Source organism: Gemmatimonadota bacterium (genome assembly GCA_026706345.1).
Classification (GTDB): domain Bacteria; phylum JAAXHH01; class JAAXHH01; order JAAXHH01; family JAAXHH01; genus JAAXHH01.
In genome coordinates, this window is the sequence record JAPOYX010000256.1 from 1 (window position 1) to 19,190 (window position 19,190).

General features: G+C 62.6%; 18 protein-coding genes and 2 tRNA genes. 9 read left to right on the forward strand and 11 right to left on the reverse strand.

The genetic code is table 11. The features are described 5' to 3' along the window. From OXG98_18040 to OXG98_18070, 7 genes are all read left to right on the forward strand, one after another. Positions 1 to 417 (forward strand): ATP-binding cassette domain-containing protein (locus tag OXG98_18040; GenBank protein MCY3773912.1); only part of this gene is annotated, 417 nt, incomplete at its 5' end. Further along, positions 417 to 1,838 carry an ABC transporter permease gene (locus OXG98_18045; protein MCY3773913.1) on the forward strand — a complete coding sequence of 474 codons (1,422 nt, stop codon included), beginning with the start codon at positions 417 to 419 and terminating at the stop codon, positions 1,836 to 1,838. The genes OXG98_18040 and OXG98_18045, both read left to right, overlap by 1 nt. Positions 1,839 to 2,156: 318 nt before the next feature. After that, positions 2,157 to 2,243, forward strand: a tRNA-Ser gene (locus tag OXG98_18050). A 23-nt stretch (positions 2,244 to 2,266) separates the two neighbouring features. Next, positions 2,267 to 2,354, forward strand: a tRNA-Ser gene (locus OXG98_18055). A gap of 103 nt (positions 2,355 to 2,457) precedes the next feature. After that, positions 2,458 to 2,898, forward strand: coding sequence for a DUF3566 domain-containing protein (locus OXG98_18060; protein MCY3773914.1), 441 nt, complete (start codon positions 2,458 to 2,460; stop codon positions 2,896 to 2,898). 6 nt (positions 2,899 to 2,904) lie between these two features. After that, on the forward strand, positions 2,905 to 4,383 hold the full coding sequence (gltX, locus tag OXG98_18065; GenBank protein ID MCY3773915.1) for a glutamate--tRNA ligase: 1,479 nt from the start codon (positions 2,905 to 2,907) through the stop codon (positions 4,381 to 4,383). Positions 4,384 to 4,447: 64 nt separating this feature from the next. Continuing rightward, on the forward strand, positions 4,448 to 4,903 hold the full coding sequence (locus OXG98_18070) for an SRPBCC domain-containing protein (GenBank protein MCY3773916.1): 456 nt from the start codon (positions 4,448 to 4,450) through the stop codon (positions 4,901 to 4,903). Positions 4,904 to 4,947: 44 nt separating this feature from the next. On the opposite strand, the gene OXG98_18075 is transcribed toward OXG98_18070, so the two are convergent. From OXG98_18075 to uvrB, 8 genes are all read right to left on the reverse strand, one after another. After that, positions 4,948 to 5,568 (reverse strand): hypothetical protein, encoded by a 621-nt coding sequence (locus OXG98_18075; protein MCY3773917.1) that lies wholly within the window; start codon positions 5,566 to 5,568, stop codon positions 4,948 to 4,950. A 119-nt stretch (positions 5,569 to 5,687) separates the two neighbouring features. Further along, positions 5,688 to 6,830: an MFS transporter gene (locus OXG98_18080; protein MCY3773918.1), complete on the reverse strand. Its 1,143-nt coding sequence runs from the start codon at positions 6,828 to 6,830 to the stop codon at positions 5,688 to 5,690. Between the two features lie 55 nt (positions 6,831 to 6,885). Then, positions 6,886 to 8,580, reverse strand: a complete 1,695-nt coding sequence (locus OXG98_18085) for an iron ABC transporter permease (protein MCY3773919.1) — start codon at positions 8,578 to 8,580, stop codon at positions 6,886 to 6,888. Positions 8,581 to 8,588: 8 nt separating this feature from the next. Then, a complete protein-coding gene (locus OXG98_18090; protein ID MCY3773920.1) occupies positions 8,589 to 9,779 on the reverse strand; it encodes an ABC transporter ATP-binding protein in 1,191 nt (396 codons plus the stop codon). A gap of 108 nt (positions 9,780 to 9,887) precedes the next feature. Further along, positions 9,888 to 10,919 carry an extracellular solute-binding protein gene (locus OXG98_18095; GenBank protein ID MCY3773921.1) on the reverse strand — a complete coding sequence of 344 codons (1,032 nt, stop codon included), beginning with the start codon at positions 10,917 to 10,919 and terminating at the stop codon, positions 9,888 to 9,890. Positions 10,920 to 11,079: 160 nt separating this feature from the next. Next, complete coding sequence (gene yqeC / locus OXG98_18100; protein ID MCY3773922.1) at positions 11,080 to 11,862, reverse strand: selenium cofactor biosynthesis protein YqeC; 783 nt, start codon at positions 11,860 to 11,862, stop codon at positions 11,080 to 11,082. Beyond that, positions 11,856 to 12,578, reverse strand: coding sequence for a rhomboid family intramembrane serine protease (locus OXG98_18105; protein ID MCY3773923.1), 723 nt, complete (start codon positions 12,576 to 12,578; stop codon positions 11,856 to 11,858). The genes yqeC and OXG98_18105 overlap by 7 nt, the downstream gene beginning before the upstream one ends. Before the next feature lie 66 nt (positions 12,579 to 12,644). Further along, positions 12,645 to 14,627: an excinuclease ABC subunit UvrB gene (gene uvrB, locus OXG98_18110; GenBank protein ID MCY3773924.1), complete on the reverse strand. Its 1,983-nt coding sequence runs from the start codon at positions 14,625 to 14,627 to the stop codon at positions 12,645 to 12,647. 106 nt (positions 14,628 to 14,733) lie between these two features. On the opposite strand from uvrB, the gene OXG98_18115 reads away from it, so the two are divergent. Further along, positions 14,734 to 15,561, forward strand: coding sequence for an SDR family oxidoreductase (locus OXG98_18115; protein ID MCY3773925.1), 828 nt, complete (start codon positions 14,734 to 14,736; stop codon positions 15,559 to 15,561). An 81-nt stretch (positions 15,562 to 15,642) separates the two neighbouring features. Further along, entirely contained in the window at positions 15,643 to 16,590 is a 948-nt protein-coding gene (locus OXG98_18120; GenBank protein MCY3773926.1) for a DUF4268 domain-containing protein, read from the forward strand. A gap of 51 nt (positions 16,591 to 16,641) precedes the next feature. Here OXG98_18120 and OXG98_18125 read toward each other — a convergent pair whose 3' ends face one another. From OXG98_18125 to OXG98_18135, 3 genes are all read right to left on the reverse strand, one after another. Further along, entirely contained in the window at positions 16,642 to 17,790 is a 1,149-nt protein-coding gene (locus OXG98_18125) for an ABC transporter ATP-binding protein (protein MCY3773927.1), read from the reverse strand. 56 nt (positions 17,791 to 17,846) lie between these two features. Further along, positions 17,847 to 18,692 carry a carbohydrate ABC transporter permease gene (locus OXG98_18130; protein ID MCY3773928.1) on the reverse strand — a complete coding sequence of 282 codons (846 nt, stop codon included), beginning with the start codon at positions 18,690 to 18,692 and terminating at the stop codon, positions 17,847 to 17,849. Between the two features lie 9 nt (positions 18,693 to 18,701). Next, a partial coding sequence (locus tag OXG98_18135; protein ID MCY3773929.1) for a sugar ABC transporter permease occupies positions 18,702 to 19,190 on the reverse strand: 489 nt, incomplete at its 5' end.

Sequence of the window (19,190 nt, forward strand, 5' to 3'; positions counted from 1 at the left end):
CAGATGTTCAACCTCATCCCCTACCTGTCGGTGCTCGACAACATCACCCTGCCTGTGCGCATGCACGCGGGGCGCCGGGCCCGGCTGGACGGCGCGGGCGTGAAGGAGACCGCCGCGCTGCTGGCCGGTCATCTCCACATCGGCGATCTGCTGAAGAAGCCTGTAACGGAACTCTCGGTGGGCCAGCAACAGCGGGTGGCGGCCTGCCGCGCGCTCATCGGGGCGCCGGAGCTCATCGTCGCCGATGAGCCGACCTCCTCCCTGGATTTCGACCGCCGCGAGGACTTCCTCGAGCTGCTTTTTCAGGAGTGCGAACGCGCCGGTGCAACGCTGGTGTTCGTGAGCCACGACCGCACCCTGGAGAGCATGTTCTCCCGCACAATCTCGCTCCCCGACGTCAACAAGGCGGTATCGTGATGCTGGTTCTGGATCTCGCGCTCAAGTCGCTCCGCAACCGCGCCTTCAGCACCTCGCTCACGGTGGGCTCCATCGCCCTCAGTGTCGCCCTCCTGGTCGGCGTCGAGAACGTGCGCGTGGGCATGCGCGAGAGCTTCTCCAACACCATCAGCCAGACCGACCTGATCGTGGGGACCAAGGGCGGCACGATTCAGCTGCTGCTGTATTCGGTCTTCGGCATGGGAGCGTCGACGGAGAACGTTTCCTGGGAGGCCTACAGGCAGTGGGCGGACCACCCCGCCGTCGCGTGGACCATTCCCTATAGCCTGGGGGACAGCCACAGAGGATTCCGGGTCATCGGCACGAACGAAGACTTCTATCGCCACTACCGCTACCGCGGAGGCCAGGAAATCGCGCTGGCGGAGGGACGGGCGAGCGAGAACCTGTACGACGTGACCCTGGGCGCGGACGTGGCGTCCGAGCTGAACTACTCGCTGGGCGACGAGATCGCGGTGACGCACGGGCTCGGCGAGGTGGGCTTCCTGGTCCACGACCACATGCCCTTCACGGTCGTGGGCGTCCTCGCCAAGACGTTCACCCCCGTTGACCGCGCCATCTACGTGACCCTCGAGGGCATGGAGGCCATCCACTGGGAGGACGGCCAGCCGCCGGCGTCGGACGACGAGGCCGAGGCGGCCCCAGCCGACGACGGCCACGCCCACGACGACGAAGCCGAAGCGGCTCCGGCGGACGACGGCCACGCTCACGACGACGAGGCCGAGGCGGCTCCCGCGGACGATGGCCACGCGCACGACGACGAGGCCGAAGCGGCTCCGGCGGACGACGGCCACGACCATGCGGAGGACATCTCGATCGAGGACGTCGAGATTACACAGGTGACCTCGTTCTTCGTGGGCACGACCGACCGCCGGGACGTGCTCCAGCTGCAGCGCGAGATCAACGACTTCGAGGACGAGCCGATGATGGCTGTGATCCCCGGAGTCGCCCTGAACGAGATGTGGCGGGGCCTTGGCTACGCCGAGACCGGCCTCCGGCTGATCTCGATCTTCGTCGTGCTGGTGGGGCTGCTGGGCATGCTGGTCTCACTCTACACATCCCTCAACGAGCGCCGCCGCGAGATGGCGATCCTGCGCGCCGTCGGAGCCGGACCCAGCCGGATCGTCGCCCTGCTTGTGCTCGAGTCGGTGTGCCTGGCCGCGGCGGGAGCGCTCGCAGGACTCGTGCTGGTGTACGTGTTGCTCTCAGCCGGACAGTCCCTTGTCGAGGCACAGGCGGGGCTCTTCATCCCGATTCGGCCCCCCGGCTCCGTCGAGCTGCTCTTCCTGGGCGCCGTGGTGACGGCCGGGTTCCTGATGGGCTTCGTGCCCGCCCTCAAAGCCTACCGCACCGCCCTCCACGACGGGCTGACGGTGCGGGTGTAGACGGGTGCTCTCAGTTCGAAGTCGGCCGAGCCACGGTTTCAAGACCTCTGTATAAATCCTTCCTTTTAAGCAATTAACGCGGTTTTCCGGAACTTCGACCACCGTGTCCCCCAGGTCGCGGGCGGGTGGTACGCCGAGTCGTCGTAGCGCCTTCCCAAGTCTTCGTTTCAAGAAAACCGCCCCGACTGGTCGCGTAACGAACCCCGGCACGAACGATGAAACACCCGCAGGCGATTCGAAGTCATAAATATCGAATCGGGCGAACGGGTGAATTACGTTGACACCCACTGTGGATTCGACCTATATTGCCGCCTGTCAGGTGGGGTGTCTGAGTGGCCGAAAGAGACGGTCTTGAAAACCGTTGTACCTTTGCGGGTACCGTGGGTTCGAATCCCACCCCCACCGTCCAGCGGTGTGGAAATCTCTTGGGAGAGGTGCGAGAGTGGCTGAATCGGATCGCCTGCTAAGCGATTGTGGGTCAAAAACCTACCGAGGGTTCGAATCCCTCCCTCTCCGTTCGTAGTCAAATTGCTGTTCTTCATCGGCAGAATGGCGGCCGCCGCCGGGTTCCGGACCGAACCGGGAGCCCCTTCCACGTATGCCACCGGGAGCACCATTTATGAGGTACCAGCTGAAGCGAATCGACCCATGGTCCGCGTGCAAGATTACCTTTCTCATCGCTGGCGCCGTGGGGTTCGTTATCGGAGCGCTTTACGCCGTGGCGATCACGATGATGGCGAGTTTCATGGGTATGGTGGGGATGTCCGATGGCATGCCCGACGAGATGGGTTATATCGTGGGGGCCACGGGCTTGATCGCGGTTGTAGCCTGGATCGTGCTGACCATCCTGTACGCCGTGCTCGGCGCCCTGGTGGTCTCGCTGGGCACTTGGCTGTATAATCTGCTGGCCGGCGCGATGGGCGGTGTGACCATGACCCTGGAGACCGTGCCTTCCGTCATACCCGCGCCAGCGGCCGCACCGGCGGACGCCACGCCGCCCGCCACCGATACTTCGACCTCGGCGGCAGACGCCGGCGGTTCAGATCCCCAGGCATCCTGACGACCCATGTCCCGTCCCGTCCGCGTTCGCTTTGCCCCCAGTCCCACCGGCCTGCTCCACATCGGTGTCGCCCATACGGCGCTTTTCAACTGGCTTTTCGCACGAAAAGAGCACGGGTCATTCCTGCTGCGCATCGAAGACACTGACACGGAGCGTTCCCGCCAGGAGTGGGTCGAGGTAATCTTCGACGGGTTGCGGTGGCTGGGCATGGACTGGGGCGAAGAGATCGTTTACCAGTCCCACCGGGTCGACCGTCACCGGTCCCAGGCCGATGCCCTGGTCGAAGCGGGCAAGGCCTATCGCTGCTACTATCTTCCCGAAGAACTCGAAGCGAAGCGGCAGGAGGCCCTGGCCGAGGGCCGTTCCTGGCGCAACGACCGTCGATACGCCGAAATTTCGGACTCCGAGGCCGAAGCCCTGGAAGCCGCGGGCCGCCGTCCGGTCATCCGGCTCAAGATCCCCGAAGGGAAAACCGTTTTTCAGGACCGCATACTCGGCGAGATCGCGGTGGACAACGAGACTGTCGACGATTTCGTCATCGTCCGCTCCAACGGCACGCCCCTCTATCACCTGGCCGTGGTGGTCGACGACGCGGACATGAACATTTCCCACGTCATCCGCGGCATCGACCACGTGACCAACACCCCCAAGCATATTCAACTGTTCCGGGCGCTGGGCGCGGAAGTGCCCGAGTTCGCCCACCTGCCCAGCATCCTGGGGGAAGACAAGAAGAAGCTGTCGAAACGCCACGGCGCCGTGTCCGTCACCGAGTACCGGGACGCGGGCTACCTGTCCGACGCGGTGGTCAATTTTCTCTCCCTGCTGGGATGGCAGACCGGCGACGACCAGGAATTCTTCACCCGCGCCGAAATCATGGAGCGCTTCTCGCTGGACCAGGTCCACAAGCGGGACACCGTGTTCGACCTGCGGAAATTCGAGTGGCTGAACGGACAGCATATCATGGCCAGGTCCAGCGAAGAACTCTGGACGCTGGCGAAGCCGTACCTGAGCCGGGAGGGCCTGATAGCCGACGGCAACGGCAGGGCCGGGGATCACAACTACGCGATGGAGGTAGTCGGCTTGCTCCGGGAACGGTGCCGCACGCTGGCCGATTTCGCGGTACAGGGCAGGTTCTTCTTCACGGACGACTTCGAATACAATCCGAAGGCTGTCAGGAAGCACTGGTCCAAAGAGCCGGAGGCTGTGTCCGAACGATTGGGGTGGCTTCGCGCCGAGTTCGAAGCCCTGGATGAATTAGATGTGGAAGCGGCGGAGGGTGTAATCCGGGGTCTGTCGGAGCGCCACGGACTTAAAGCAGCCCAGTTCATCCACCCCTGCCGCGTGGCGCTAACCGGAGAAATGGCCGGACCGTCCCTGTTCCACGTGGTGGCCGCGCTGGGGCGGGAGACCTGCGTGGACCGCCTGCAGAAAGCCCGGGAACGACTACCGGACACCATCGAACAGGCGGCGGTGGACCAGGGCTGATTATCAGACGCATCAGGTGTAGCAGGCACGCGCGCACGACGGAGCGTGAAGAAAGGACAGATCGATGTCAGAACAAAACGCCACGGAAAAACTAGTCTACTCGATAACCATCAACGCTTCGAGGGAACAGGTTTGGCACGCCCTGTTCGACGACGAACCGTTCAGGAAATGGTCGGGTGTTTTCGCCGAAGGCTCGCACTACGTGGGCGACTGGAGCGAAGGCAGCGAGATACGGTTCCTCGTTGAGGGCAATGACGGCATGGTGAGCGTAATCCATGAAAACCGCCCACATGAATACATGTCCATCCGGCACATCGGCTACATCAGAAACGGCGTGGAAGATTTGGAAAGCGACGAGGTGAAATCGTGGACGCCGGCCTTTGAAAACTACACGCTGAAGGACGTGGACGGCGGCACACACCTTACGGTCGAGACCGACACGTTTAACGATTTCGTTGAGTACTTCAACGAGACCTGGCCCAAGGCACTGGTTGTAGTCAAGAAGATGGCGGAAGGCTGAGTAGCGCTTTCCTTTTCGAAAAAGCCCTGGATGTTCGTCGCCGTTCAAAGGTATTTCATCATACCGACGATTAGCGCGGACATGCTGACCATACATACCAGCATCTTGTTGACGGCGCTGCTGATCTGCTTTTCAAGGTCCGACTTCATCGCGGCCATTTCGGCTCTCAAAACAGCCAGGTCTTCCTTCGTTGCGTATCGCTCCAAGTCGGCCTTTGTGGCGTACCGCTCCATCTTCGCGCTTAACGAATCCAGGCGGCTTTTAAGTTCCTCCAGGTCTTCCTTCGTCGCGAAACGCTCCAGGTCTTCCTTCGTGGCGCATCGCTCAAAGTCTTCCTTCGTGGCGAACTTTTCCAGATAAGCCTTCGTTGCGTACCGCTCCATTTTCGCACTTAGAGAATCCAGACGGGTTTTAAGTTCCTCCAGATCCTCCTTCGTTGCGAATCGCTCCATGTCGGCCTTCGTTGCGAATCGCTCCATGTCGGCCTTCGTTGCGAATCCTGCCAGATCTTCCTTTGTCGCGAATCCTGCCAGATCTGTCTTCGTCACCAGGTCGTTCCGGCTCCACGTCATCGCTTTGACGATGGTTTCCGCCTGCTTCGTCTCAATGCCCGCGGCTTCGAATTCGCGAACCGTGGCGTGCGTATCAATGGGATAATAGGACACGGAGTCACCTGCACCTGGTGATTGCTGTAAACCGGATTGTTATTGCATTAGTCGAATAAGAGCGAAGACATCTCGACAACTATTTTTCAGGGATCGTTATTGCCGCGATCGAGCAATCCCTAATCCCGATTCCGGTACCACCGGTATTCGACGAGCATACCCGCTATCAGCACCATGCAGCACAGCACGTAGGGCATGCGCAGTCCGATAAGTTGCGCCAGCAGGCCGCCGACCAGGGGGCCCGATACCATGCCCATGCCCACGATCATCTCGTTGCGCGCGCCCTTTTCTCCTTTGCGTTCTTCCTGGAAAAAGGAATAGAACTGGCTGGCCGAAAAGGCGGCGCCGACCAGCAACCCCACGGTTCCGAAGGCGAAGGCCAGCACCACGGTGGAATCCTGGGTCGCGACGACGACCATGCCGGCCACGGCAGCGATTTGGGGAATGATTAGGGGCCTGAGCCGGAACTGCCACCACGTCGTGTACCGCGCGATGAGGAAGATCGCCATCTGCAGGAGCCGGGGGATGGCGAGCAGTATGCCAAGCGTATCGGGCCGGATGAGGAGTTCGACGGCGAGCTTGGGGAACTGGTTGTTGAGCATGCCGATCATGAAGAACGCCGTGAAATTGGCTGTCCAGGCGATCCAGCGGAAACGCGTCGTGTCCTCGCGCGCGTGTCCCTGAGCTTCCTCTGCCGGATCCGCTTCCGTCGCGGTGACGGGCCTGAAGCGCAGAATGACGATTGCCAGCGTGAGCAGCACCATACCGAGCGTTCCGGTGGCAAAGGGTACCTGGGGACCCACGAGGTAGAGATAGCCACCTGCCGCGGGACCCAGCATGAACCCCAGGGTCCAGAACATGTTGAATGTGCCGAGCGTCCGCACCATTTGCGCCCGGTTGCGGCCCTCGGCCAGCATCGCCTGCACGGACGGCCAGAAGAGGGCCAGCAGGCCCCATCCCAGGGCCGTTCCGGCGAGGAGCATCCAGTAGTTCACCGCGAAGAAGAGCATGCCGAACACCAGGGCGGTCAGACCGGAGGCGATGGCTAGAAGCCGGCGCCGGTCGAACCGGTCGGCGAGTTTACCCGTGAAGGTGCAGGCCAGGGTGAAGCTGAGCGAGCCCGCGGTGCCGATAAACCCCAGTTCCACTACGGAGGCGCCCAGGTCGAGGGCCCTCAGGGGCACGGCGAAGGAAACCAGGCCCGTACAGAAGTCCATGACGAACGCGGCGATGAAGAGAAAATAGTCGGTACGCTTGAGCACGGGTTACGAAGGGCTCCGCCTGGCTGGGGTGAAGGGAGACGCTTGCATCGCGGGGCTACGAAAGGCTTCGCTGCGCCGTGCCGCGGGAGAAGTAGTTGGAACCCAGCAGCACGACGGAAACGAGGAGCAGGAGCAGGACGGCATAGGCCGCGGCGCTGCCGATGTTGAACTGGCGCAGGTGGGACAGGATCTCCATGGCGATGGGCCGGTTGTCGTAAACGTACAGCAGGATGGAGGCCACGAATTCGCCCAGGGCGGTGACGAAGGCCAGCAACGTGCCGGCGAGCACGCCCGGACCGATGAGGGGCAGGGTGACGCGTCGGAAGGCGTAGAACCACCCCGCCCCCAGGTTGCGCGCCGCCTCCTCCAAGGAGTCGTCCAGCTGCCTGAAGGCTGCGGCCGACGCCCGGAACACGATGGGCAGGTGTCTGACGAAATAGGCGATGGGCAGCAGCCAGAAGGAACCGACGAGTACCTGGCCGAAGCTGAAGGGCGTGCCCTGGCTGAAGGCGACGATCAGGTTGATGGCCACCACGGTGCCGGGCAGCGCCCAAGGCACCATCACGAGGGCGTCGAGCATCCTGCGTCCCCGGAACGTACCCTTGACCACCAGGCAGGCCGCAGTGACGCCGATGGCCACGTCGGCCGCCGTGGAGAGCACCGCCATGTTCAGGCTGTTCCGGATCGGCTCCCAGAAGGTGGGATCCTGGAAGAGACGGCCGTAGTTGTCCGATGTATAGACCTGGGGCAGGATCTGGTGCGTCCACGTGCCGTCCTGGACGAAGGACAGCAGGAGGATGGTCAGGTGGGGCAGCAGGAGCACGACCACCATGACGATCCCGGCGGCGCCCGCGAGCAGGCGCGCCCAGCGTCCCCGGATCTCGCGGCGGACGTTCGCCGTGCCCTTGGTGCTCATGGCGTACTGCCGCCTGCCCTCGTAACGGCGCATCCAGAACAGAAAAGCGATGGAAAAGGCGGAGAGGACCACGGTCTGCGTGACGGCCATGGCCATGTCGCCGTTCAGCTTGGACGTGTAGATGTTGAGGCTGAGAAACCGGAATCCACCCGCGAAGATGAAGGGCGCGCTGAAGGAGTTCATGGACGTCATGAAGACCAGGAGCGTCGCACCCACCATGGCGGGCGTCAGGAGAGGCAGAGTGACGGTACGGAAACTGAACCAGGACGACGCGCCCAGGTTGCGGGCCGCCTCCATGACCGCGGGATCGATGCCCCTGAGCGCCGCCGAAGTGAAGAGGTAGAAGAAGACGTACATGGTGTAGCCGTGCACGAGCAGCACGGCCCACACGCCGTTCAGCGAAAAGGGCGGCCGCTCGAGTCCCAGGGCCGCCTGGATGAGGCGCGGGATCATGCCGCTTTCGCTGTAGAGAAACAGGAAGGCGAGCACACCCACCAGGGGCGGGAGGACGATGGGCAGCGTGGCCAGCGCGGAGAACACGGACCGGCCGGGAAACTCGTAATGGGTGAAGATGAGCGCCAGGGGAACGCCGATGAGGGCCGAAAGCAGCACGCTGCCCACGGAGACCATGACGCTGTTGAAGAGGCCTTCCATGTAGGACGGGTGTTCGGGATCGAAGAACTCCCCGTAGTTGCCGAAACCGAACTGTCCATCGCGGAAAAGGCTCTCCCACAGGACGAGCGCGGCGGGATAGACGATGTACCCCAGAATGATGAATCCCAGGGGAATGAAGACGAGGAGACGGGGCTGCCGGAGGGCGGCGTGCAGATTCATGGTCCGGTTCAATCCCTCAGGATGATCGCCTGGTCGCCGGGGATGCGGACGCGCACCGCCTCGCCGGGTTGACGCGCGGCCAGCGGACCTTCCGCGTTTTCGACAACCTGGATGGAGACGCCCCCGGCATCGACGGTGAACTCGACCGTGGCACCCTTGAAACGCCGGGTGGTCACGACGCCTTCCACGGTGTCTTCCGAGTCGTCTTCGGTCAACCGTACGGCCTGGGGATGCAGGGCCAGGTGAACGGACCCGCCCGTCGGCGCGGCGTCGTCATCAGTCGGCGCGGCGTCGTCATCAGTCGGCTCGGCGTCGTCGGCCTGTTCGGGATCATCAACTGGTTCGGGGTCATCGGCCGGCTCGGCGTCACCGGCCTGGGGGGGTGGCGAGGGTGGCGAGGGTGGCGAGGGCAAGGCGACGGTCAGTCCGCTCGCGTGCCGGAAAATCGTCCTTCCCCCGTCCGTCGCCAGCACGCCTTCCCAGAGGTTCATGTTGCCCATGAAGGCGGCCACGAACCGGTTGGCCGGCCTGCGGTAGATCGCGTCGGGCCGGTCCAGCTGCCGGCACTCGCCCTCCTCCATCACCGCGATCCGGTCGGAAACGGCCAGCGCCTCCTCCTGGTCGTGGGTGACGTAGATGGCAGTAATGCCGAGCTTGGTCTGCAGTTCCCGGATCTGGTCCCGGGTTTCCTCCCGCAGCTTGGCGTCCAGGTTGGACAGCGGTTCATCGAGCAGCAACAGGTCGGGTTCGATGACCACGGCCCGGGCGAGGGCCACCCGCTGCTGCTGTCCGCCGGACAACTGGGGCACGGGACGCTGCTCCAGGCCGGCCAGCCCCACCAGGTCGAGGGCCCGCGCGACGCGATCCGTCATCTCCGGTCCGGTCACCTTGCGCGTGCGCAGGCCGAAGGCCACGTTCTCGAAGACGGTCATGTGGGGGAAGAGGGCGTAGTTCTGAAACACCATCCCGGTGTTCCGCCGGTTGGCGGGCACGTGGGTGACGTCCTGGCCGTCGAAGAGCACGGTGCCGGAGGTGGGGAAGGTGAACCCGGCGATCATGCGGAGGATGGTCGTCTTGCCGCATCCGCTCGGACCGAGGAGACTGAAGAACTCGCCGTCGGCCACTGTAAGGCTGATGCCCTTCACGACCGGGGTGTCATCGAAATGCTTGGTGAGGCGATTGAGGGTGACCTGGGCCATGGGCGGAGATCAGAATGGGGCGTGGATCAGCATGACGCTTAGATCAGAATGGGGCGTGGATCAGCATGACGCTTAGATCAGAACGGGCCGTGACGGCAGGCGAAAGAGCTAACCCCGGTCCTTGATGTTGTCGTCCCAGTACTTCATCCAGGTTCTGGACTGTTCGGAGAAGACCTTCCAGTCGATGTCGAAGGGGGCTACGGAAAGATCAGCCATCCACGCGGGCAGGCGGTCCTTCGGGATATCGCCTCGGGTCGGGATCCGGTAGTACTCCGTGGCCTGCAGGACGGTGTGGTCCACATTGGTGACGAATTCGTAGAACAGCCTGGCGTCGTCGGGGTTCTTGCCGTTGGCGATCAGCGCGATACCGTCGGTCAGCACGGGCGCGCCGCTCCTCGGCACCACGAAATCGAAGGGATAGCCGTACCGGTCCACCTGCAGCATGATGTCGCTCATCAGCCAGATGGACACCAGCCCTTCCTTCCGGGCGAGCTTCTGGAACATCATGTTCGGATCGGCGGCGTAGTCCTTCGTGTTGGCATCGAGCCGCGTGAGCCACTCGTACCCCGCGTCGGGGATCCGGGTATCCCGGTACGTGCGCCAGATCATCCCCGAGTAGACCGTCCGCATCGTACCGGACGCGAGCGGGTACCGGATCACGATCAGGTCCCGCCACCGGGGGTCGAGGAGTTCGTCCCAGTCTCCGGGCGCCGTCTCCTTCGTCAATTCGAGATTGTTGAAGGCGATGACCGGAATCAACTGCGCCGTGCCGTACCACCGGTCGCCTTCGTCCCTGAACTCGGGAAGCAGAGCGTCTGCCCAGGTCGGCCGGTAGGGACTCAGCAGGCCCTCGTCGGCGGCCTGGATGAAGTTGGTCGCCGGCGCGCCCCACCAGACGTCGCCCTGGGGATTGGCCCGTTCGGAGCGAACCCGGTCGAGTACGTCCTGCGAGCCCATGTCGAGCCAGCGGACGTCGACGTCGGGATGAGCGGCCTCGAAGAGCTTTTCGAACTCGGGCAGGATCGGCTTGCCGTGGGGCGAATAGACCGTCACGACGCGCTTGTCCGGATCGCCGCCGGAGCAGCCCCAGGCCAGGATGGCCGTACAGAGAGCGACTGCAAATAGGTGTAATCGAGCCATAAAACGATCCTTCTTAAACGCGGATAGATTTCAGAACACCTCGTTCGTGGCGTGGGTAGATATTACCACGGAGGGCGTCGAGTGTCAACGCGGATTTCGTGAAATGCCGGAGCACGCGCGGGACCACAACAGCCTGGCTGCCCGATGTCGCGTGAGCGACTCAGGCCAGCCGGGCGATCACCGCCTCCGCCCGCTGTATATCCCCGCCATAGATTCCTTCGAAAACAGAACCGGGCACGGCGCCGGCAATGCGCCGGGCCAGGTTCAGGCTCTCCCCGTCACCGGCACAGGAAAGGTACAGGGCAAGGGGTACGGATTCCGGGAAGGCACGCCGGTACGCATCGGGATGACTGACGACCCCGGCGATGACCTCGGGCGTTACCGGCTCGCCCCCTTCCAGGCCTGTCAGACCGCCCACGCGTTCCGGCCGGTGCACCTGCCGTTCGTCCAGCGGGATGCCGACGGACTTCAGGCTGGCGACGACCACGCCCCGTGTCGTCCCTTCCGGCACCACGGGCTCGTGGTCCCCGGGCGCCTTGAACAGCCGGGCGCGTGCGCCGTCGGCCTTCATGAGCATCAGATCGGGCGAGCAGACCTTTCGCAGCCGGTCCAGTTCGTCCGCGTCCAGTCCCTTGAGCTTGTCGGGGCGGGGCCGGGCGCCCAGGACGGTCACATGGCGGCGCGTTTTAAGTTCACGGGGAACAATCGCGGCCCAGTCCGGCGTTTCTTCGGTCACGTAGAACCCGCGCGTCTGCTTCGACGTGGGCGGATGCAGATGCGTGGTGGACGTCGTGATGACGGCGTAACCCCGGTCGACCGCCTCGCCGGCCAGCCGGTACATCAGCGTGGCCTTCCCGCCGCTGCCGACGATGGCCACGGCGTCTCCCCGGCGAATCCCGAGCGTGTCGAGAAATGGCGTCTCCGCCGCCGGTCCGCTCACCATTCGCCCCCCGGATTGATGTGGATCGTCCGGGGCCGGCGCTGCAGGAAGCGCCGCACGAGGACCATTCCGACGAGGAATCCGCCGATGTGGGCGTACCAGGCCACGCCGTCGCTGCCGATGCCCAGGATCTGCCGCAGGAACCAGATCCCCAGTACGATGATCGCGGGGACGTGGATGATCTGGATGAAGATGAACAGCAGGACGAAGGTCTTGATGTAGGCCCGGGGATACAGGATGAAATAGGCGCCCAGGATGCCCGCGATCGCCCCACTGGCGCCGATCATCGGGATGGCGGAATCGGGCTCGGATATGACGTGCACCAGGGTGGCGCACAGGCCGGTCAGGAGGTAGAAGAGCAGGTAGCGGCCCGCCCCCATGGCGCTTTCCACGCTGTTGCCGAAGATCCACAGGTAGAGCATGTTGCCGGCAAGGTGCATGAATCCCCCGTGGACGAACATGGCCGTAAACAGGGTCAGGGGGAAGGGCACGAGGGCATCCGGATAGAGCAGGGACGTGCCCGGTATGGGAATGGTGTCCCGGTCTACGAAACGGGTCAGTTCGTAGGGAACGGCCGCCGTCTTGAAGATGAAGATCTGCTCGCCCACCGGACCCAGTACCCACTGGAAGAGGAAGACGGCCACGTTGGCGGCGAGCAGCGCGTAGGTGATGACGGGCCGGGAAAAACTCGGGCTTTCAGCCTGGAGAGGTAGGAGCATGGGCGGGCGGACGGGTTGTGGCCGGCCCGGACGGGAGTGGTGCGACCGGGCAGGGCATGACCCGTCTCATTTCACGGGTTGGGACTCCAGCCGGTTGATTTCGTCGCGCAGCCGGGCCGCCTTCTCGAACTCCAGGTTGGCGGCGGCCTCGTACATGGCGTGCTTGAGTTCTTCCACGACGGTACTCTGGTCCATCTTGGCGATGGTATTGAGGATCGGCATGTCGTCGTCCACCGCCTTCACGTCGGCCACGGCCGTGGTCTTGATGATCTCCTCGATGGACTTGTACACGGTCTCGGGTTCGATCCCGTTCAGTTCGTTGAACTCCTGCTGCAGCGTCCGGCGGCGGTTCGTCTCTTCCATGGCCCGCCGCATGGAGTCCGTGATGTTGTCGGCGTAGAAGATCACCTCGCCGCGCACGTTGCGCGCGGCCCGTCCCGCCGTCTGGATCAGCGAGCGTTCCGACCGCAGGAACCCTTCCTTGTCCGCGTCCAGAATGGCGACCAGGGAGACCTCGGGCAGGTCGAGCCCCTCGCGGAGGAGGTTGATGCCCACGAGGACGTCGAACTTGCCGAGGCGCAGGTCGCGCAGGATCTCGACGCGCTCGATGGAATCGATAGTGGAATGGAGATAGCGCACCCGGACGTTGAGCTGCCGGAGATAGTCGGTCAGGTCCTCGGCCATCCGCTTGGTCAGCGTCGTCACCAGCACCCGTTCCTGACGTTCGGCCCGTTCGCGGATCCGGGCCAGGAGATCGTCCATCTGGTTTTCAACAGGCTGCACAATGATCTCCGGGTCCATCAACCCCGTCGGCCGGATGATCTGTTCGACCACCACGCCCTGGCACTGGCTCAACTCGTAGTCGGCGGGCGTCGCCGACACGTAGATCACCTGGTTGATCATGGATTCGTATTCCTCGAAGGTCAGCGGCCGGTTGTCCAGCGCCGACGGAAGTCGAAAACCGTGTTCGACCAGGGTGGTCTTCCGCGACCGGTCGCCATTGTACATGGCCCGGACCTGGGGCAGGGAGACGTGGGACTCGTCGATGACCAGCAGGAAGTCGCTGGGGAAGAAGTCGAAGAGGCAGAAGGGACGCTCGCCCGGGGACCGGCCCGACAGGTGCATGGAGTAGTTCTCGATACCGGCGCAGAACCCGATCTCCCGCATCATCTCCAGATCGAAGCGCGTGCGCTGTTCCAGCCGCTGGGCCTCAAGGAGCTTGTTCTCGTCGTACAGTACCCGAAGCCGCTCGTCCAGTTCTTCCTCGATGGCCTTCATGGCCTGCTCCAGGCGCGGCGCCGTGGTGACGAAGTGACGGGCCGGGTAGATGGCGATACGGTCCCGCTCCGCCAGGACTTCGCCCGTGAGGGGATCGAATTCGGTGATGCGGTCGACCTCGTCGCCGAACATCTCTATGCGGAGACCCTTTTCCTGGTCCGCGGGCAGGATGTCGAGGGTGTCTCCCCGCACACGGAACGTGCCCCGCGCGAAATCGTAGTCGTTCCGGTTGTAGTGCATATCGATCAGCTTGCGCATGATCATGTCCCGCTCGTACGCCTCCCCCTTTTCCACCAGGAGGATGAACTCCTTCCATTCGTCGGGGGACCCCAGGCTGTAGATGGAGGATACGGAGGCGACGATCACCACGTCCCGTCGTTCCAGCAGCGCGCTCGTCGCCCGCAGCCGGAGCTTGTCCAGGTCCTCGTTGACGGACGAATCCTTCTCGATATAGGTGTCCGTCACCGGCATGTACGCTTCCGGCTGGTAGTAGTCGTAGTAACTGATGAAGTACTCGACGGCGTTCTTCGGGAAGAACCCCTTGAACTCGCCATAAAGCTGGGCGGCCAGGGTCTTGTTGGGTGAAATGACCAGGGTCGGCTTCTGCAACTGGGCGATGACCTGGGCCATCGTGTAGGTCTTGCCGCTGCCCGTGATGCCGAGGAGGCACTGGTGCCTGTCCCCCCGGTGCACGCCCTGGACGAGTTCTTCGATCGCCCCGGGCTGATCGCCCCGGGGCTCGTAGTCGGATACGACCGTGAAGGGAGGCATTTAGAAGTCCGTCGAGAAGATTGCCGTAAATTCGACTGGATAAAAGGGTGCCGCGATCCGTATAATATACGCCGAAAAAGCCTTAAATGCAAAGAAAGGAGTTGAAATGTCTCATCCATTATTTGACTTGAGCGGCCGCGTGGCCCTGGTCTCCGGCGCGGCCGCCGGTATGGGCCGGGCCACCTCCATCGGATTCGCCGAGGCGGGTGCGGATCTCATGCTGGCGGACATCAACGAAGAAGGCATGGAGGACACGGCCAGGGAGATCGAGCGTCTGGGCCGCCGGGCCGAACCCGTGGTGTGTGACGTCTCCAACGGCGCGCAGATCCGGGCGATGTTCGCACGGCTGGACGAAACCTACGGACGCATCGACGTGCTGGCCAACATCGCCGGGGAAGGCGGTATCAACCAGTTGCCGCTGGAAATCACCGAAGCGGGGCTCATCCAGACCCTGAATACTCTGGTCGTAGGAAGGTACGTCTGCTGCCAAGAAGGCGCGAAGCGCATGATAGAGGCCGGAGGGGGCAGCATCATCAACATCGTGTCCATCGCCGGGCTGTCGGCCCTCGGCCGTGGTCACATGTCCTACAGTATCGCCATGGGCGGAGTGGCCCAGATGACACGGGAGATGAGCACGGAGTGGAGCAGCAAGGGCGTTCGCGTCAACGCCATCGTATGCGCCCAGATCATGAACGAAGGCCTGCGCAAGCGCATCGACGCCGACGCCAAGCTGGGCGACACTTACCTGCGGGGCATCCCCATCGGCCGCCTGGGGAAATCGGAAGATATCCAGGGACTGGCCATCTTTCTCGCCTCCGACGCCTCAAGCTGGGTCACCGGGGCGCTCATGCCGCTGGACGGCGGAAACACGGCCAAGAACGCGGGCGGGTCCCATCCGGGCCAGCCGAACGCGCCGGATGAGCAGAAGTACTAGTTGGATCTGCGGTGGGATCAACTGAACTGAGGGGAGATGGAATTGACTACGGATCGGTCTGAACGACTGAATGTCCGCTCCATGTGGGAAGACGAAGCCCTGGATTTCACACCCTGGTTGGCGTGCAACCTCAACCTTGTCGGAGACCTGATTGGTAAGAACTTGGAATTCAAAAAACGAGAGAAAAAAGTCGCCTCGTTTTGGTTCCTCGATATCCTGGCCAAAGACACCGATACAGGAAACTTGGTCGCTATCGAGAACCAGTTGGAATGGTCAGATACCGATCATATGGGCCGACTCATTGCCTATGCAACGATTCTTGATGCTCGAATTGCCATCTGGGTTGCACCGGAATTCACGCATGAGCATGCTGAAGTCTTGCGTCGTTTGAACGAATGGACAAAGAAAGATATTGAGTTCTATGGAATAAAGGTCGAGGTCATCAGAAAGTCTCCAGATTCAGAGCCCGAACCCAGATTTTTGAAGGTGGTGTACCCAGGCGGCTGGGATCTTGGAAATATCCTGCCGGTTGATCCACCAGCCCCACCTCATATTCAGAAATACCCCGACTTCTTCGAGCCTCTGATAAGTAAACTGCGCGATACCGGATTTGCTTCAGAAAGACCAATACGAATGTTCGGCCACACAGGCCGTTACTTTCCTTCCACCGAGAACGACGGCATTTGGTATGCTGCGTCCCTGGAGGGTAAAAACGATGCCTGGGTCACCGTACACATTCGAAACGATGACAACGAGGTAACGAAGAATCTGTTTGATCAACTGGAAGCCGATAAAAATCGGATCGTATCACGCATCGAAGCCAATTTCGAACCGGAGTGGTGTTGGCGCAGGCATGACAGACATACGTTTTCCAGCATAAGTATCAGGAAGGACGGCAGTATAGACGACCCGGCGGACAGGCTCGAAGAAACCAGGGCCTGGATGCTGGATCTTCTTCCCAAGCTAAAGAAGGTTTTTGATCCGTGGATTGCTGAATTACTCTCGGATTTGCAAAAGCGCTGTAGGTAGAGCGGTAATCGGCAGAATCTACCAACCTTTACCAGATCTGACCACTCGGGTTTAGATACCGGGCCCCAGTGTATCACCCGTCTCCCCATCGAACAGGTGGATCTTCTCGGGGTCGAAGGAGAGGTCCACGCTGTCTCCCCTGTCGAAACGAACGTCCGGCCGGGTGCGTACCTTGACGTTGTTGCCTCCCACATCGACCGTCAGGTACAGGTCGCTGCCCATGGGTTCGCGCACCACGACCTCGGCATGACCGACCGACTGATCCTTGTTGCCCGTTTGGTCGCCCGTCTCGCTGGCCAACCCCGCTGACGACAGCGCCTCACTGATTCCAATATCCTCGGCCCGAACGCCCAGGTATACCTCCCGCCCTTCCGGCTGCTCCATCCGCTCGATCATGGACGTCGCGACGCCGCACGCGTAACCCTTGCCGACCACGCGCCAGCCTGAAGAACCAGACTGCTCCAGCACGCCTTTCAACAGATTGATGGGCGGACTCCCCACGAACCCGGCCACGAAGGTATTGGCGGGGCTGTCGTAGATGGATTCAGGCGTACCGATCTGTTGGATCTTCCCCTCCTTCATCACCACGATCCGGTCGGAGAGGATGAGCGATTCGGCCTGGTCATGGGTAACGTAGACGAAGGTCATTTCGAGTTCGCCGTGAAGGCGCTTCAGTTCCGTGCGCATCACCACCCGCAATTGTGCGTCCAGGTTGGACAGCGGTTCGTCGAGGAGGAACACGCCTGGATCGCGGACGATGGCGCGGGCCAGGGCGACACGCTGCCGTTGGCCGCCGCTCAGCGCACGGGGCTTGCGGTCCAGCAGGTGCTCGATCTCCATGGTCTTTGACGCCGCCAGTACGAGTCTTTTTCGTTCCTCCGCGGGCACGCCGCGCATCTTGAGTCCGAAGGCCACGTTGTCGAAGACACTCATGTGGGGATAGAGGGCATAGGTCTGAAACACCATGGCGATATCCCGCCGCTCGGGTGGAATGGCCGTTACGTTCCGGTCGTCGAACCACACCTCGCCCGCCGTCGGCGATTCCAGTCCGGCGATCATGTTGAGCAGGGTGGTCTTGCCGCAGCCCGACGGACCCAGGAGCGTCAGGAACTCGCGGTCGGCGATGTCGAGGGAGACGTCGTCTACCGCCACCACGTCGCCGAAGTGCTTCGTAAGGTTGGTTAGTCGGACTCGTGCCAATGAAGTCGCTCCTTAGTAAACTCAGAATCCGCCCGCAGAATCATCTGATCACCCGCCTACCCGGTCACCGAACCCCCGATACCCTGGATGATAAGCCGCTGGAATATGAAGGACAGGACCAGGGGCAGGAGAATGACCAGCACACCGCCTGCGGCGATGACGGTGAAGGGCACCTGCAGTTCCTGGGCGAAATCCGACGCCAGCACCGTCACCGGTCTGGAGGCGATGGTGGTGGTAAAGAGCAGCGCGAAGAGGAACTCGCCCCAGGACGCGATAAAGGCGAAGATGCCCACGGCGACCAGCCCCGGCGTAGTAACAGGCAAAAATACCCTCAGCAGCGCGCCCATCGGCGTGCAGCCGTCGACCCGTGCGGCCCGTTCCAGGTCCAGGGGCACGGTCTGGAAGTAGCCCTTCAGGATCCAGATGGTGAACGGCAGGGTGAAGGTCGTGTGGGACAGGATCACCGAAAGATGCGTATCCAGGAGTCCGTAGCTCCGCATCAGCAGATACATGGGGATCATGATGGCCACGCCGGGCACGCTCCGGGAACCGAGATAGAACAACAGGAGCAGCAGGTTGCCCCGGAACGGCAGGCGAGCCAGGGCGTAGGCCGCCAGAGAGCCGCAGGTCAGGTTGAGGAGCATCACCGCCGTGCCGATGATCAGGCTGTTGACGATGGCCCGGGGGAACTGCCGGGCGATGGCGGCGCCTACGTCCGCCGAGCGGCCTTCCACCTCGAAGTAAAGACCGTAGTTCCCGATGGTGGGTTCATCGGGCCACCAGCGCTGCTGCGTCACCTCCCGTTCGGGCATGAAGCTGACGGCCGCCACCCAGGCGAAGGGCAGGGTCAGGTAGATAACAGCAACCAAGGCGTAAATGTAAAGCGAGGCGCGACGCCACATGACTATCCCCTATCCCTGTACGAGTCCGCGGCGGTACAGCAGCCGGATGTAGATGATGGCCAGCGTCATGGTAATCAGCGTGATCAGGTAGGAATAGGCGTTGGCGCCGCCGAAATCGAGCCGGGCGAAGGCCTCCTTGTAGGTCTGCCAGGCGATGACGTGGGTCGCGTCGCCGGGACCGCCGCCCGTGAGCGCATAGATCAGGTCGAAGGCCCGGAAGCCGTTCATGGTCTCGAAGATGGCGACGACCAGCACGGCGTGGTAGAGCCAGGGCAGGGTGATGAAACGGAAGCGGTTCCAAGACGTGGCGCCGTCCACCCGGGCGGCCCGGTATTGCTCCGTCGGAATGGCCTGGATGGCCGCCAGGAAGATGATGCAGGCGAAGGGCACGCTGCGCCACACGTGGGCGCCGATGGCGGCGTTCAGGGCGACGAAGGGCGAGGCCATGCCTGTATATACAATGTTTAGACCGAACAGGTAGTTGATGGCGGCAACCGA

Excerpts from the sequence above, each read along its gene's own strand:
- OXG98_18045 (MCY3773913.1), top strand. The coding sequence starts at position 417 with ATGCTGGTTCTGGATCTCGCGCTCAAGTCGCTCCGCAACCGCGCCTTC.
- OXG98_18060 (MCY3773914.1), top strand. The coding sequence starts at position 2,458 with ATGAGGTACCAGCTGAAGCGAATCGACCCATGGTCCGCGTGCAAGATT.
- gltX (MCY3773915.1), top strand. The coding sequence starts at position 2,905 with ATGTCCCGTCCCGTCCGCGTTCGCTTTGCCCCCAGTCCCACCGGCCTG.
- OXG98_18070 (MCY3773916.1), top strand. The coding sequence starts at position 4,448 with ATGTCAGAACAAAACGCCACGGAAAAACTAGTCTACTCGATAACCATC.
- OXG98_18085 (MCY3773919.1), bottom strand. The coding sequence starts at position 8,580 with ATGAATCTGCACGCCGCCCTCCGGCAGCCCCGTCTCCTCGTCTTCATT.
- OXG98_18090 (MCY3773920.1), bottom strand. The coding sequence starts at position 9,779 with ATGGCCCAGGTCACCCTCAATCGCCTCACCAAGCATTTCGATGACACC.
- OXG98_18095 (MCY3773921.1), bottom strand. The coding sequence starts at position 10,919 with ATGGCTCGATTACACCTATTTGCAGTCGCTCTCTGTACGGCCATCCTG.
- yqeC (MCY3773922.1), bottom strand. The coding sequence starts at position 11,862 with ATGGTGAGCGGACCGGCGGCGGAGACGCCATTTCTCGACACGCTCGGG.
- OXG98_18105 (MCY3773923.1), bottom strand. The coding sequence starts at position 12,578 with ATGCTCCTACCTCTCCAGGCTGAAAGCCCGAGTTTTTCCCGGCCCGTC.
- uvrB (MCY3773924.1), bottom strand. The coding sequence starts at position 14,627 with ATGCCTCCCTTCACGGTCGTATCCGACTACGAGCCCCGGGGCGATCAG.
- OXG98_18115 (MCY3773925.1), top strand. The coding sequence starts at position 14,734 with ATGTCTCATCCATTATTTGACTTGAGCGGCCGCGTGGCCCTGGTCTCC.
- OXG98_18120 (MCY3773926.1), top strand. The coding sequence starts at position 15,643 with ATGTGGGAAGACGAAGCCCTGGATTTCACACCCTGGTTGGCGTGCAAC.
- OXG98_18130 (MCY3773928.1), bottom strand. The coding sequence starts at position 18,692 with ATGTGGCGTCGCGCCTCGCTTTACATTTACGCCTTGGTTGCTGTTATC.